Origin of the sequence: Paenibacillus sp. FSL P4-0176 (genome assembly GCF_037975265.1) — a bacterium.
In the GTDB taxonomy this organism is placed as follows: Bacteria; Bacillota; Bacilli; order Paenibacillales; family Paenibacillaceae; genus Paenibacillus; species Paenibacillus amylolyticus.
Window position 1 is genome coordinate 713,050 of sequence record NZ_CP150242.1, and the last position, 14,708, is coordinate 727,757.

General features: G+C 37.1%; 14 protein-coding genes. 10 read left to right on the top strand and 4 right to left on the bottom strand.

All coding sequences use genetic code 11. The annotated features are described in order from the left end of the window. Positions 1-388 precede the first annotated feature (388 nt). The 4 genes from MKY95_RS03330 to MKY95_RS03345 all read right to left on the bottom strand — a co-directional run bounded on the left by MKY95_RS03330 (position 389) and on the right by MKY95_RS03345 (position 4,116). On the bottom strand, positions 389-1,393 hold the full coding sequence (locus tag MKY95_RS03330) for an LCP family protein (protein WP_036614202.1): 1,005 nt from the start codon (positions 1,391-1,393) through the stop codon (positions 389-391). A gap of 103 nt (positions 1,394-1,496) precedes the next feature. Beyond that, on the bottom strand, positions 1,497-1,934 hold the full coding sequence (locus MKY95_RS03335; RefSeq protein WP_036614199.1) for a hypothetical protein: 438 nt from the start codon (positions 1,932-1,934) through the stop codon (positions 1,497-1,499). Then, complete coding sequence (locus MKY95_RS03340; RefSeq protein WP_036614196.1) at positions 1,909-3,663, bottom strand: ABC transporter ATP-binding protein; 1,755 nt, start codon at positions 3,661-3,663, stop codon at positions 1,909-1,911. Before MKY95_RS03340 ends, MKY95_RS03335 begins: the two co-directional genes overlap by 26 nt. A 3-nt stretch (positions 3,664-3,666) precedes the next feature. Next, positions 3,667-4,116 carry a hypothetical protein gene (locus MKY95_RS03345; protein ID WP_036614193.1) on the bottom strand — a complete coding sequence of 150 codons (450 nt, stop codon included), beginning with the start codon at positions 4,114-4,116 and terminating at the stop codon, positions 3,667-3,669. A gap of 359 nt (positions 4,117-4,475) precedes the next feature. On the opposite strand from MKY95_RS03345, the gene MKY95_RS03350 reads away from it, so the two are divergent. From MKY95_RS03350 to MKY95_RS03395, 10 genes are all read left to right on the top strand, one after another. Then, positions 4,476-5,105 (top strand): winged helix-turn-helix domain-containing protein, encoded by a 630-nt coding sequence (locus tag MKY95_RS03350; protein WP_051447352.1) that lies wholly within the window; start codon positions 4,476-4,478, stop codon positions 5,103-5,105. 385 nt (positions 5,106-5,490) lie between these two features. Then, positions 5,491-6,099, top strand: coding sequence for a winged helix-turn-helix domain-containing protein (locus MKY95_RS03355; RefSeq protein WP_162158989.1), 609 nt, complete (start codon positions 5,491-5,493; stop codon positions 6,097-6,099). Between the two features lie 26 nt (positions 6,100-6,125). Then, on the top strand, positions 6,126-6,569 hold the full coding sequence (locus tag MKY95_RS03360) for a hypothetical protein (RefSeq protein ID WP_036614191.1): 444 nt from the start codon (positions 6,126-6,128) through the stop codon (positions 6,567-6,569). Between the two features lie 256 nt (positions 6,570-6,825). Then, positions 6,826-7,335 (top strand): MauE/DoxX family redox-associated membrane protein, encoded by a 510-nt coding sequence (locus MKY95_RS03365; protein WP_036614188.1) that lies wholly within the window; start codon positions 6,826-6,828, stop codon positions 7,333-7,335. Next, positions 7,332-7,733, top strand: coding sequence for a hypothetical protein (locus tag MKY95_RS03370; RefSeq protein ID WP_036614185.1), 402 nt, complete (start codon positions 7,332-7,334; stop codon positions 7,731-7,733). Before MKY95_RS03365 ends, MKY95_RS03370 begins: the two co-directional genes overlap by 4 nt. A gap of 1,443 nt (positions 7,734-9,176) precedes the next feature. Further along, complete coding sequence (locus MKY95_RS03375) at positions 9,177-9,629, top strand: MerR family transcriptional regulator (RefSeq protein WP_101315043.1); 453 nt, start codon at positions 9,177-9,179, stop codon at positions 9,627-9,629. A gap of 230 nt (positions 9,630-9,859) precedes the next feature. Continuing rightward, the gene (locus MKY95_RS03380; protein ID WP_036614180.1) at positions 9,860-11,080 is read left to right on the top strand and encodes an MFS transporter; all 1,221 of its coding nucleotides are present in this window, start codon (positions 9,860-9,862) and stop codon (positions 11,078-11,080) included. A gap of 18 nt (positions 11,081-11,098) precedes the next feature. Then, on the top strand, positions 11,099-11,521 hold the full coding sequence (locus MKY95_RS03385; protein ID WP_339196870.1) for a universal stress protein: 423 nt from the start codon (positions 11,099-11,101) through the stop codon (positions 11,519-11,521). Positions 11,522-11,767: 246 nt separating this feature from the next. Continuing rightward, the gene (locus MKY95_RS03390; protein ID WP_339196872.1) at positions 11,768-13,192 is read left to right on the top strand and encodes an aldehyde dehydrogenase family protein; all 1,425 of its coding nucleotides are present in this window, start codon (positions 11,768-11,770) and stop codon (positions 13,190-13,192) included. Between the two features lie 558 nt (positions 13,193-13,750). After that, positions 13,751-14,563, top strand: coding sequence for a TipAS antibiotic-recognition domain-containing protein (locus tag MKY95_RS03395; RefSeq protein ID WP_169482775.1), 813 nt, complete (start codon positions 13,751-13,753; stop codon positions 14,561-14,563). Positions 14,564-14,708: the final 145 nt, after the last annotated feature.

A 14,708-nucleotide genomic window follows, 5' to 3' on the forward strand; every position in this document is an offset into this window, starting at 1 on the left:
GATTGCATAAAGTATTGTTTATACAAAAAAGAATTTATTGTATTATTTAGTATTTTTTTATATATAATTTATGTTATTTTGTATTATGTGGATATATAATACATATTAGAAAGGAGCTGATTTATATGGCGGGATGTCCATCAGGTTGGACTTATACTAGTCAATGTAACGATCAATGGTCTTGTAACCTTAATCAAGTGTGCAGCACCGTACCAGTATTAGAATATACTTGGTACAGACACGAGTATCACAGATGCAGAAATAACAAAACAGGAGCAACTGACTGCTATTGGGCAGATAGTCATTATTCACAATGTTGCTAACGTGAATTAAACTAGTAGGGCTTATGCTCCTACTAGTTTTTTTGCTATTTCAACTAAAAACTCTATTAATCCATATTTTTAGGATGTAGAAGTCCCTCTTCATCAGAACTACCCAGCCAACTTGCAATAAGATCTTGGGCGTATTCTAAATCTTCAGAATCAATGTCATAATACCAAGTCGTTCCTCTCATTTTCCCATTACCTTGAAGCATATAATTTTCAAAGTTAGGAGAGGAATCCTTTAAGTAAACAGTTTCTGCTAAGTTCAGAATAAAATCAGAGTCCATATTAGTTGTGAAATTAGAACCAGCAATATCTATTAATTCTGGAATTTTAGAAATGTTTTTCAATTCCAAAGCTTTATCCATCAAAGCGCTGATAAAAATACGTTGACGTTCGGTACGTTTAAAATCAGAATCTTCACGGTAACGGACATAGGCTAAAGCATCTTGACCATAATAAATTGGCTTATGGGGTTCTATTCTTAATTTTTCATGAATAGGATTTTTGTTTTCAATTAATTCAGTTATCGGTAATTTAACTCCACCTATTGCATCAACAATGTCTTTCATCCCATTGAAATTTACAGCAGCATAGTAATTTACTTTATTTTTCAGAAGATTCTCCACGGTATCTATGGTCATTTTTGCTCCACCATGGGCATATGCAGAGTTTATTTTGGATGTTACATCTCTTCCGATAATATCGGTGTAAGTATCCCTAGGAATGGAGAGTAGTAGTATTTTATCCTCTTTAGGCCGTATTACAGAGTATATTATTGTATCTGACCGACTAGGTTCACCTTCACGTTGGTCGATACCAAGCAACAGTAAGGAAAAAGGTTCGCTCACTTCTACTTTAGGACTTTTGCTTTCATATCCCACGGGTTTGTATGATTTATCTAGCGTTTTTTTAACATCTTTCTTTAACACTGTATTAAACCCAAATACAGATAATTCTTTTCTAAATAAATAGGTTGAACCAGCGAGAAGAATAAGTGCTGTAAGAGTCAGTATAGCCCATTTTTTTTTATTAAATTTTTTATGTTTTTTTTGTTTCCTGGATACCATCAATTATGCCACTCCTTTAATAATGAATACAAATGGAAAGCGGGCTCTAGGAGAAAAATATATTTTCTCAAAGAAAACCCCGCTAAATTATAGATGAGAACAATCAAAAGTCAAAAGCAGTTATCATTTTCATAAATGAATTCACATCGTCAAATTCAGTTGTGCTGATTACTTGATGATTTTGATCAGTGTGATAACAGTAGGGCGTGCTAGGAACTTTATACTTCTCTACGAGCTCTTTTTTTGTAATCGCATATATGGTGAAACTCGAATTATAGTAAGTATCAAGTTCTTTGACTTCTTCAACCGTAGCAACGATATATAGGACTAGATTAATCTTTTCTTTATTGTGCTCTGCTGTACTAGCCTTTTGTATGGCTGTGATGACCTCAATACAATCTTGGCAAGTTAAGGATAAAAAAACAACATTGCTTTTTGGCTGACGGTCATGGTGAGGGAACATTTCTCCTGGTCGAAATGACTCTATTACATTTTCGCTTCCGTGTTGAGCATCCTTAAATAGTTGTTTGAACAAGCCCATTATATTCTTCCTCCATTTTTTGACTCTGATATAAGTTGTAATATGTTCCTCTTGAATTCATGAGTTGATGATGTGTCCCAACTTCTACTATTCTCCCATTATCCATAACAATAATTCGATCAAAAAGTTTGCATAAATTTAAACGGTGAGTGATAAAAATTAAATTTTTTCTTCGTTCTTCTTGAATATACGTATTAATAAATTTGAATTCTGACTCCGGATCCAACGCGGAAGTGGCTTCATCTAGGATCATAAATTCGCAATCTTTATATAATGCTCGTGCTAAAGCAACCTTTTGCCACTGACCACCTGAAAGTTGTCTAGAACCTTCATATTCGTATCCCAATACAGTATTCAAATCAATATCAGGAATGAGGTTTGAATATGTTCTTTTAATGCTGAGAATCTTTTCAATATTAGGTTTATCAGAAAGAGAGATATTTTCTTTTAATGTAAAAGGGTATTTCATAAAATCCTGAGTTACCATAGAAAAATTGCTAAAATATGAGGTTGAATCTAACAATTTTATATCTATTCCACCAATAAAGACAGTTTGAGCTTCAATATCGTGTAATCCAGCAATAATTTTAGATAAAGTCGATTTTCCAGATCCATTACTGCCTACAATAGAGATTTTTTCTCCACTTTTAATATTTAGATGAATTCCATTAAGAGTTTTAAATTTTTGGTTAGGATACTGGAAGTTAAGGTTTTGTATGGATAAATCTTTTGATCTTATACTTACACTATCTTTACTTTCTATACCTATATTAGAATATTTTCCAAAAAAATCAACCAATTTCTTAGTTGATATATGATATTGCTTAATTTGTCTGTAATAACTTGCAACACCATAGAATGAGGATTCGATCATGGTAATTGCTGCTAAAAGTGAAATGTAATCTCCGAATGATATTATTTTATTCATTAATGCAAAGACTAGAACAGACTGATTTAACAGCAGGCCCAAGTTAGATTGAAGGCCAAGGATGAGTTTTTTTACAGACTCATGTCTTTTGTATTTTAATGTTTGTATAATTTCTTCTCTATACGATTGATCCCAATGGTTCAGTATAAAAGGCTTAGCAGAAAATATCAGTATTTCTTTAATAGCTAATGGTGTTAAGAGGAGGCTTTGAAGGATTGAACGTTTTCTAGAAACTTCTGTAGTTTGTTCGACAAATTGATAATCTTTCACTGCCAATTTAGATTCAGTGAGCAATTTAGGTAAGTTGAGCAATAATATTATAAAGGGAAGAAACCAAATTTTCTGAAATATAACAACGAAATAGAAAGTTATGGAGAATAAAAGACTAACAAATTGTAGAAAAGATAAAGTTAAACCTGATATAGAATCGAATCCATACTTTGCGATGTTCAATTCATTTTGATACTTAGGCGTTTCTACATTTGTAATAGTTTGTGGATTAATTTTATTTAAGAATATGGTGTCCAGATTAAAGCTCATTTGAATACGTACTTTATCTTGAAAGTATGTATTAATGACTTTGATTAAATTCATGCCAATATACACTGAAAAAAGAAGACCCATCCATAGAACAACTTGTTGGGAATTAATTGAATTACTTACTAACGTATCTGTTAAATGTTTTGTTACTTCTATCTGACTTGTAGAAAGCAATGCAGTTAACAAGCCTAACACAAGAATTGTCACGTACAATCTCCAAGAATTATGATGAATTTCTTTTTTTAATAAATTAAACTTCATAATCTACCTCATAATTTCCAATTGCAAAGGTTCTATCAGATCCTGAAATGAATTCATATCTTGAACAGAATGTGTAGTGACAATTTTCATATTACAATCAATTGCGAAACCAACAGGTAAAAATCTCATTTTCAAGTATTTATTCATGATATGAGGTGGAACTAAATAGAATTGAGCCCTTTCTTTAAAGTGATTGATTAACATTCCGATGCTAGATGGATCGGAGTCTAAAAGAACTACGATATTTAGATCATGATTCTTCTCAGTATACTTATCAATAACTTCTAGTGTTTGTTCACACAAGTCGCAATGAGTGCTTGCTAAAAATAGTATTAAATGATCTTCAATTAAGTCATGTAAGTTGGTGTGGTCAGAGAGAGGCATGTTTGGTAAAAAATCATCAATTTTGAGAATATCTAAGTCATATTTTTTCAAGAATTCAGGCTTTTCCATTTAATATCGCTCCTAAGTTTTTAATTATCATCATAAGGAGAAACCAAACATTCTTACATAAATAAGCCCTAAATTTTATATAATATTAATTATTTTGTTGAAAATATAGACTTTATTGTTAATTATGTGTTAATTATTATATATTGATAGATTATAAACCAGGATTTAGTATATAGCTTCATAATATATGCTAGTACTGATTCCTAAACTTAATCTCTTTGTATGAATTAAAGATAAATATAAAATTTAATTTTTATCCATAAGATAAACAATGTCATCATTGCTGCCTTTCTCTCTTCAAACAAAGAATTGCAGAATCCGCACAGAGTGTCGTGACTACAATTAAAGGAGGGATTTTATTGTCGACACTTATATGGAAGGATTATTCAGTTATATACACCGCACAAATTAACACACTACTATTAGAGACGGGAGGATTCATTATTGTTTCTGATGTTCATTCGTTTCTAAGTGTTGATCAGAACTACATTAGGTGCATCATCCTTGATTGTCCAAATTTCTCAATTAATGATTTCATTTTTCTAAGAAGAAAAGTGAAACAAGGTATAGATATAATTGTTATTGATCAAGACTGGAATAAGGAATTACATAATTTCTTGAAGAATCAGCGTTACCAATTAAAAAAAAGAGAAGCTGCATTTAATGAATTTAATTCTTCATCGTTTTGTTGTGAAGAAATGATTCAAATAAACAAAATGAATAGATCAGTGATTATTCAAGGAAACATCGAAGTTGAAATGACTAAAAAGGAATTTAATCTATTTTATTTTCTATTTGAAAATAAAGGACAGATTATTAATACAGAGGAAATAATAAAAAGAGTTTGGTCAGGGCTAACTTCCGAAGCAAATGTATACATGACTATTCAAAAGATCAGAAACAAGGTCGAAATCAATCCTAAGTCTCCTGAACTATTAGTCACTAAAAAAGGAGGGGGATACATTTTTAATTATCCAAATCAAATTTAGGATAAATTTATAGATTTATACAATTGTTTTTTTATAAACTTATGAATGTAAATGACAGAATAAATGAGAGGAGGTAATAGAATGGCATGTCCTTCTGGATGGACTCGTATTGGAACATGTACTGACTATTCTTGTAGTACATCTTCTTGTGACAATCCCGCTTATGCTGGATTTGTAATCCAATATAAGCATACTTATGACCGTTGCTCTCAAAGTGGAACAACGAAATGCTACTATGTGACTAGTACTTTTGAAGATTGCGAGTGTAGATAATAAAAATTAAGAAAGAACGCCTGCAATATACCGCAGGTGTTCTTTAATTACTAGGATTTTTGGAATGCATGTAAAGCTAATGACTATGTACCAACCGAGAAATGGAGTTCATATGAAAATTTTATTGTGGACCGATAACCTAAGTTTCCTAGCATATGTACAATCATTATTTAATGGAGCGTCTATTATTACTGTTAGTAGCAAAGATGATTTGCAAAAAATTCATTTAGGTGAAATAGAGAAAATAATTCTTCATTTATCAATGGTTAGGAAAGAACATGAATTGCAATATTTAATAAATTTATACTTAGGGGCTATAGCGGATATTTATCTGTATTATGATTCGACTAATTGTGTTGATAAGACATTTAGAATTCTTGGTAAAATTGGAATAAATGTTCAAAAAAATGTTTTGCTGAATACAAAAAAAAGTATTTATGCTTCAAAATTACATTTAGATTTTGACAGAAAAGCTGTCTTAAAAAATAATAAATGTATTGATTTAAGTTCTAGGGAATATCAAGTTCTTCAATTTCTCATTAATCATTGTAATAGTGTTGTTTATACAACCGAACTCTTGAAATCTGTTTGGAAAGGCTTTGGTTGTGAAGCTAATGTTTATATGACTATACAAAAAATAAGAAAAAAAATAGAGGAAAATCCAAAAAAACCTAAATATTTATTAACCAGAAATGGTGGCGGTTATATTCTGAAATTATAAAAATTGAAATAAAGGAAGGATTAATCATGAATTTACCATTTAAAAAAATGAATTATAGACCCTCAGTACTTCAAGTTGGTGAACTGCTGCCGAATGTACTAATTCATGAGAAAACAACATATCTATATGACTTTATTAAAGATGAGTATCTAATGATACTATTATTAAGTGTGTCTTGTAGATCTTGTGAGAGTGCACTCGAGTCTTTGGTTGAATTCAGTAAAGAACATACAGATGCTAACGTCCTTATTTTAATTGATGCTCCAGAACGAGAGAAAGAACTTTTAGAAACCATTTTTAAAAGTTATCAAATCTGTTCCTTCAGCTCAGAAGCAATGAAAGAACAACTTAATACAGGTACCATACCATGGTTATACAGTATTGATAAAGAAGGCTTTATCATAAAAAGCTACGTTTGTGGTCTGGATTATTACAATTTAGCAATACCACCATACTTTGATTATTCATAAACGTAAGGCCTACTTACTGTAACAACGCTCAGTTAATTGGAGTGTTAGTAGAAACAGCTATCTTCATACAATCGTAATACGTATGCTAACAGTAGAGTTTTCCTCTGATTAGCGAAGATTTTTATGATTAGACGCAAAGGCGACTGAATTTCAAGATAAATTGTTTTTTGAAATTTTTTACGTTACAAAATAGAGAATTTTTATGGTGGAACCTAAAATGTATGTTTGTCTTTCGATCTGATTACAGGAGGTCATAATGGGATTAACATTGATTCTTATAGATTATTTTTTTTCTTTTATCTTTTTCGTTTCCTTTTATTTCAAAGCAAGAAATATTTTTAACTTTTCATATGAAATCAAGAGTTACAACATTGTTCCGTCATCTTTAGCTCAAGTGGCTGCTGTCACTGTAATTATATTGGAGTTCCTGTTAGCAATCCTATATGCATTTCACGTTCTTAATCCATATAAAGAAGTTGCAACAATATGTTTATTCATATTTTTCACAATTATTACTTACAGGAAGAAACGTGAAAGCGGAATAGAATCATGTAATTGTTTTGGGAAAGTGAGCTTTCTAAATAAAAACCCAATTTTGCGAAATATATTTTTTATTGTTCTATCGTTAGTTCAAATCATTATTTCAAATCAACAAAGAGACATCAGACATTCACTATATTTATTATTGGCGTACAGTATTTTTATTGTGATTTTTGATATTTGGGATACTTTGAAAAAAATCAAGAAACTGGGGCCAAGTTTATGAATATTCTAATAATAGGTATTGTTCTAGTTGCATTAATTATTGTTTTGATTTTGATTAATCAAAACTTAAAAGATATGCAGAAGGCGTTATTGTCCAAATGTGTTTCTCAACTTAACCTAAGTAGTACTGATTCTTATAACTTCATTTTTTTAAACTATCGAGCGCAGGAATTCCAAAGTATTGAAGAAAAGTTGGCTATTGGAACATTTCAAAACACAATAGTTATCTTTGATGGTCCTGAATGGTTATTTAAAACCAAACAGAAAAAATTTAAACATATTAATTTATTACATGCCTCTACTGTTATGGTTGAACCGTCAATCTATAAAACTAACGTTGCTTACATTCTAAATGGAAGAAAATTAAAAATAATTGAAAATGCAAATAATTACTTATAAAAGATTTAGATATTATTTATTTCCAAATCTTAAATGTGGAATATAATAGGAATATCCCTAGTATAAGTTTTATATTATTATGATTGGAATACAGGGATATCGTTTCTTTGAATTAATTAAACTATTATTAAGAGGAGGAAATAGAATGGCTGGGTGTCCGAGTGGTTGGTCTTATGTAGGGAAATGTAACCAAAATAGAACATGTGAAGACGGTTGTGATATCTGGGGAATAGGGTATGTTCATAATTATGACCGCTGCAAAAATTCATCCGGAACTACAAATTGTTTTTATGTGAGTTCAGATTATGAAGGCTGTGACTGTAAACATCCTTAAGTCTAGTTTACAAGTTTCGTCGAAATGATCGTTATAAGAGTAGTAGGAGACCTTTTCATCAAGATATAAATCATCTAAATTCTCTTCTCAAGTCAAGTTCTTTTCGAAAGTAAAGGACTTGACTTGCTCTTTGAATCATATAGTAAGTTTCGTCATTTGGAAGTACTACTGATTCCGTCCTTATCTGTTCCATATGTAAATACATACGAATGAGTGTTACAGATTTATAAAGAGTAGTCTATGTTAGAAGATAAATCGTATGGGGCAGTTTTGGGAAGTATGAACAATAGTTAAAAAGCTTTTTGTTATCTAATTATATATTTAAATTATTGAAAGATGAGTAGGAGGTTTAACTATAGAATATTATTATGAAAATTATAGAAATAATTGAAGTTCTCTCGATAAGCGACGAACCTTTTTGTGATTCACCACGAAGCCTTCCTTTCCTAACGCGTTTCGCATACGTCAGTAGCCAGAATAAGGACGAAGCTGGTGAATACCTAAAAAAATATGTGCTTTTATATGTGCATCCCAATCTACTTGTTTTTCTCTTAGGACAACACTCTTCATCCATTTGTAGTGACCTGCGCGATGAATTTAAGCAATTTTACACACCCAACCACAGTGCCCACTTGTTTATTCCTTGAACGGGCTGGCATTGGGCTTCAAAATCCAGCTTCCCTCTCCGTGCAAATTCGTGTTGAGCTTTTTAGAAATATTCTACCTGCGCTTTCAGATAAGCCGTTTCTTCTTCTGCACTAAAAAGGTTCTTCGTCCAACGTCCACGATAGTTCTCAGAACCCTCTCTGTTTTGGTTATTGCGAACCTAACCTCAGAAAATCTGATTCATATTCTTTTCTGTGTATTTACTGACAACTCAAGACGTAAATTTAAATACGGCCATATGCTGAACAACACGTAGGGTGTTGTGAGAGGTCGGCTATTCAACGAATGGGTAACCTCCTATTCAATTGAAGATAGAGAAGCGAAGAGGATGTTAAACTTGCTAAGACTTCATAACTGAAATCTAACGTTGACGTTAACGTTAATAATATATACAATTATGTACATAACATTGTAGACATATAAAAAGAAGTAGAGGTGAAGGAATGAGTTTATATAAAATCGACGACGTAGCCAAGGAATGTGGTTTGACCAAGCGAACCATTCGGTATTATGAAGAGATTGGTGTCATGCCTTCACCTCAGCGGACAGATGGCGGGACGCGGTTGTACACTCGGGAGGATATCGATTATCTGAAAAAGGTGGTTCGCGCCAAAGAGGTACTTGGATTCTCCCTTCAGGAGTTACATACCTATGTGGCAACGGCAGATGCCTTGAACGAACAACGTTTTGACTACCAGCAGACGACCGAAGTAAGAGAACGGATCGAGAAGCTTACCGCGATGGAAACAACGCTGGATGGTCAGCTGCAACTGATTGAGCAGAAACTTCAGAGCATACATGCCGTACAGACTGAACTGGAAGAGCTGCGTGAACGTGTTCGGAGCGGTATTCAGAAGTTACAGGCACATGATCCGCAGGGTGATGAAGACGGCTAACCGAATTAGTATCTATTTTCAAATAAACAAAACTGTATACACATAATCGCTACATGGAGTGAGCACCATAGTACCTGTGGCGATCCTGTACAAACACCGGATGTTTCGGTGTCATTTGTGCCGTTTTGTTACCTCTATTCATGAAAATGAACGCAATATTTTCATTTTTTTCACGGTTATTTTCAAATGAAAAGTTTCACCACATAAATTATTCACAGGAGGAATTACGTATGAAAAGAGAGCCATCATTACCGGACGAATTGCCATCATCACGTGGGGGCCTGTTATCCCAGCCGCGAGCGGTATGGGCGGTTGCTTTTGCATGTATCATATCCTTTATGGGTCTGGGTCTGGTTGACCCGATCCTGCCCGCGATTGCAGATCAGCTGCATGCTTCGAAAAGCCAGGTGTCACTACTATTTACCAGTTATAACGCTGTAACCGGGGTAGCGATGCTGATTACAGGTGTCGTATCCAGCCGGATTGGTGTGAAGTGGACGCTGCTCAGCGGTATATTGCTGATTATTATCTTCTCGTTCCTCGGCGGTACCTCAGACACGGTAGGTGCACTGGTTGGTTACCGTGGCGGTTGGGGACTGGGTAATGCCTTGTTCATCGCAACGGCGTTATCTGCCATTGTGGGACTGTCCACGTCGGGGACAGCCAAAGCGATTATTTTGTACGAAGCAGCACTTGGTCTCGGGATTGCGGTTGGACCGCTGCTTGGTGGTGAACTAGGTTCCATCTCTTGGCGCGGCCCGTTTTATGGGGTGGCTGTTCTGATGGCGATTGCCTTTATAAGCATTACATTTATGTTGCCCAAGATGGCCAAACCGAAAACACGCAGTTCTTTGTCCGATCCATTCAAAGCATTAAGTTATCCTTCACTGAAAACATTGGCGATTACCGCCTTCCTGTATAACTTTGGTTTCTTTACCTTGATGGCTTATTCACCATATGTCATGAATCTGGATGAGCACGGCCTGGGTTATGTATTCTTTGGCTGGGGACTGATGCTGGCGATTACGTCTGTATTCGTGGCACCAAGATTACAACGCCGATTCGGATCGGTTCCGTCCATGAGTGTCATGCTTACATTGTTCGCGATTGATCTGGTTGTTATGGCAGTAGGTACGGTGATGGGTTCACCAACTACCGTTATTGTGGCAGTCATTGTAGCGGGGATTTTCCTTGGAATTAACAACACATTGATTACAACAGCTGTTATGGAAGCTGCACCTGTGGAGCGTTCTGTTGCTTCTGCTGCATACAGCTTCGTTCGTTTCCTGGGTGGTGCACTTGCTCCATGGCTTGCAGGTAAATTGTCCGAGTGGTTCCTGCCGGAAACGCCGTTTTACTTTGGAGCATTAATGGTTCTGGTTGGTGTCGTGGTATTGCTGGTGCGCCGTCATCATCTGCGGGATATCGATTCCGCCATTACATCTCACTAATTCACAGGAGGAATTGCAATGCTGAAACGTATATTGGTTGCTGTAGATGGTTCGGATCATGCGCATAAAGCTTTGGAGCAAGTATTGATTCTGGCTGAAGATATGAAACAACCCCCAAGTCTGTTGATCGTGCATGTTAATCCGGCTATCTCTATCAATGAACCTGCATTGGGTGTTGATCTGGAAGCTCGGATTGCCGAAGAAGGGCAACATATTATAGAACCAGTGACTAATCAGTTGTCCGGGCGTGAGGTTGCGTATGAAACGCTGCTGATTGCAGGTGATCCCGTTAATGAGATCTGCCGTGTGGCGCGTGAACGAGATTGTGGAATGATTGTGATGGGTACCGGCGGGAAAGGTATGCTCGCAGAGATGATCGTGGGCAGTGTCAGTCATGGCGTGTTAAAACATGCAGAATGCCCCGTCCTGACGGTTAAATAGGTTGTGAAATCCTTTATAATGCAATAGCTCAAGATCGCCACAATGGCTCATCAGGTACGTTACAAGCTATGATTGCCGAATACCGTAGTGGGTTGATGGCACGGAAATAGTGTATAAATAGATTATATAAATTAAACTGAACTTTTACATGAGACAGCAATTGGTGGGTTGTTCTGTCATCGAAATGGCAGTGTAATATTCTTTTCTCTATTTCAATAGGTTCTAAAAGGATGGAGGATGCAGCATATGAAAAAACAACATCTGTTTATCGGTGGCAAACCCACCGAATCCGTAGATTATAAAACACTTCAAGCACCATACTCCGGGGAAACGCTCGCAGAAGTCTCGTCGGCTTCAGCCGAGGAAGCGGAGGCTGCTATTGCAGCTGCCGTTCAGGCTGGGAAGGCAATGCGCCAGATGCCTGCACATCAGCGTGCAGATATTCTGTACAAGTTGTCCTCCATGCTCGAAGAACGCAAGGAAGAAGCAGCGCGAATCATAGCGCTTGAAGCGGCGAAGCCGATTACCGCAGCGCTGGCCGAGGTTGACCGGACGGTGGAAACGTATCGTTTTGCCGCTGAGGAAGCCAAGCGACTGACCGGAGAGACGGTTCCGATGGATGCAGCCAAAGGTGGAGAAGGACGTATCGGTTATACGATGCGGCAAGCTCTAGGTGTCATCGGTGCGATTACACCGTTTAATTTTCCAATGAATCTGGTAGCCCACAAGGTAGGTCCAGCGCTGGCAGCGGGCAATACGATTGTTCTCAAACCTGCGGAGCAGACGCCTCTGTCTTCCTATTACATCGCTAATCTGCTTCAGGAAGCCGGATTGCCGGATGGTGCACTGAACGTGGTGAGTGGTGATGGCAAAACCATTGGTGATGTGCTTGTAGAGCACCCCCGTGTTGCTCATATTACGTTTACAGGCAGTCCAGCGGTAGGGACGAGCATTCGTAGCAAAGCAGGACTCAAACGCGTGACACTGGAGCTTGGGTCGAATGCAGCGGTGATTGTGGATAAGGACGCAGATCTGGACAAAGTGGTTCCTCGATGTGTGACCGGTGCTTTCACGTATCAGGGACAGGTATGTATCTCGCTACAGCGAATCTACGTACATCGTGACATCTCGGAAGAATTCATCCGGCGTTTCGCTGAAGCGGCTAAACAAGTGGTGGTCGGAGACCCGCTGAGCCCGGATACTGTGGTCTCTGCGCTGATTACCTCCAAGGATGTACAGCGTACACTCGACTGGATTGAAGAAGCCAAACAGGCAGGGGCTGAGGTGGTAGCAGGCGGTCAAGCTGAAGGAGGCATTCTTCGTCCAACGGTATTGATTAACGTTCCGCGTGATGCCAAGGTATCCTGTCAGGAAGTGTTTGCACCCATCGTTGTGATCAATACGGTAGATTCCGTTGAAGAGGGTATTGAACATGTTAACGATTCGATATACGGGCTTCAGGCAGGCGTATTTACAAACGATATCCATACCGCCCTCCAAGCTGTCGATCAGATTGAAGCAGGCGGAGTTATGATTAATGATATTCCGACGTTCCGGGTCGATCATATGCCTTATGGTGGTGTGAAGCAGAGTGGTATTGGACGTGAAGGTGTAAAATATGCCGTAGAGGAAATGACGGAATTAAAGTTTGTCATGTTTAATAAAGGGTGATTCTCTTCCATTCTTTTACTCAATATACCGTATGCCAATGAAAACATAACCACACACGCCTGTGCCAGAATAATGGCACAGGTTTTTTTTATAGGAGATCATAGAAATTATATAAGTTCAACAAAATATTTACACTGATAAAGGAGAGGACAGAAATAACCAGAAGAAACGAAGTGTTCGCCTTTATCACCGGATTTTCCCTTTAAAAAGGGAATCAAAAAAATCTGGGGATAACAGTGATCGGAAGGTTATTCTGTCATCGAGTGGCCAGTGTTAATATTATTTGGTTGAACTTATATATCAAAAAAATACATGCGGATTCTTCGCCGACTGCGGGTTCACATCTGATGAGACGGGTATAACATAGTTAACATACCGCAACATAACTGACCAAACGCCGCTCATATCACTGAAGCATGATGTACCCATCCAGAGCACGAGCGGAATGAAGCGGTACAGCATTGCCGAAAGTCTTATATTCTCTCATTATTCAAATAAAATGCAGTATGAATTAAGCCTGAACTCTGGAGTTGCAGGACAGGCAGGAGGTGTATTCAAATGGCATATTCCATGGTTGACGTATCGGGAATGTCAGGCGTAAGTCTGAACGAACTGAGCCAGTATGCGGAGACAGGTCTTCTGAATCCGGCTTTTGGGGATATAGATGAGGACATCTATTATGAAAAGCAGGAATTGTTGAGACTCCAGCAAATCCTTTTCTGTAAGGAAGTAGGTATGAAGGAGAATGAGATTGCCCCGATGCTACGGGATAATCCTCAGGATGTCATACGCATCATGAAGCAACATCGCATTGATATTCTGGAGAAGGCACTCCGTCTGCATGGATTGATTCAGACACTGGACAAAACGATCTCTCATTTGCAAGGTGAACAGGAAATTGATGAACATGATCTTTATATCGGTTTTGTAAATAAGGGGCGTCACCAGTTGCTGAATGAATCGGGTTCTGAAGCTGTAGTCACTAATGATATGAACCATGTGCAGACAGACGGTGCTCAGAGGTCCGACATCCAATCTTCCAATTCATCCACATTACCTGAAAATCAGGAGTTGAAGTCAAAAGAAGATTATCTGGATTCCCAGGCGAAAATTGATCAAGTTCATCTGGACTTGCAACAGGCCATTGAGGACGGATTGGAGCCCGGCAGTGCAAAAGTACAACAGATTATTGGCAGGCATCTTGAATGGATCAAAGGTTATTATACACCCACCGCTGAGATCTATCGGGATTTGGCCAATCTGTATGTAGAGCATAAAAATTTCCGTCAGATGTATGATGGTTACCACCCGAGGCTGGCTGAATTCCTGCGGGATGGGATGATGATTAAAGCGGAACATGATTTATCCTAGATGCATAAAGTAACATGGGCGAGCAAGAACATGGGTGTGAATCATAATGGATAACAAAGAGCGCAGACCTCTGAGAGGACTGCGCTCTTTGTTATTACGGGTTCTTCATCATCGTGTGTGATGAGACTCCGATCACCTTATTCAT

Coding starts and splice junctions, on each gene's coding strand:
- MKY95_RS03330 (WP_036614202.1), bottom strand. CDS start 1,393: ATGGTATCCAGGAAACAAAAAAAACATAAAAAATTTAATAAAAAAAAA.
- MKY95_RS03335 (WP_036614199.1), bottom strand. CDS start 1,934: ATGGGCTTGTTCAAACAACTATTTAAGGATGCTCAACACGGAAGCGAA.
- MKY95_RS03340 (WP_036614196.1), bottom strand. CDS start 3,663: ATGAAGTTTAATTTATTAAAAAAAGAAATTCATCATAATTCTTGGAGA.
- MKY95_RS03345 (WP_036614193.1), bottom strand. CDS start 4,116: ATGGAAAAGCCTGAATTCTTGAAAAAATATGACTTAGATATTCTCAAA.
- MKY95_RS03355 (WP_162158989.1), top strand. CDS start 5,491: ATGAAAATTTTATTGTGGACCGATAACCTAAGTTTCCTAGCATATGTA.
- MKY95_RS03360 (WP_036614191.1), top strand. CDS start 6,126: ATGAATTTACCATTTAAAAAAATGAATTATAGACCCTCAGTACTTCAA.
- MKY95_RS03365 (WP_036614188.1), top strand. CDS start 6,826: ATGGGATTAACATTGATTCTTATAGATTATTTTTTTTCTTTTATCTTT.
- MKY95_RS03370 (WP_036614185.1), top strand. CDS start 7,332: ATGAATATTCTAATAATAGGTATTGTTCTAGTTGCATTAATTATTGTT.
- MKY95_RS03375 (WP_101315043.1), top strand. CDS start 9,177: ATGAGTTTATATAAAATCGACGACGTAGCCAAGGAATGTGGTTTGACC.
- MKY95_RS03380 (WP_036614180.1), top strand. CDS start 9,860: ATGAAAAGAGAGCCATCATTACCGGACGAATTGCCATCATCACGTGGG.
- MKY95_RS03385 (WP_339196870.1), top strand. CDS start 11,099: ATGCTGAAACGTATATTGGTTGCTGTAGATGGTTCGGATCATGCGCAT.
- MKY95_RS03390 (WP_339196872.1), top strand. CDS start 11,768: ATGAAAAAACAACATCTGTTTATCGGTGGCAAACCCACCGAATCCGTA.
- MKY95_RS03395 (WP_169482775.1), top strand. CDS start 13,751: ATGGCATATTCCATGGTTGACGTATCGGGAATGTCAGGCGTAAGTCTG.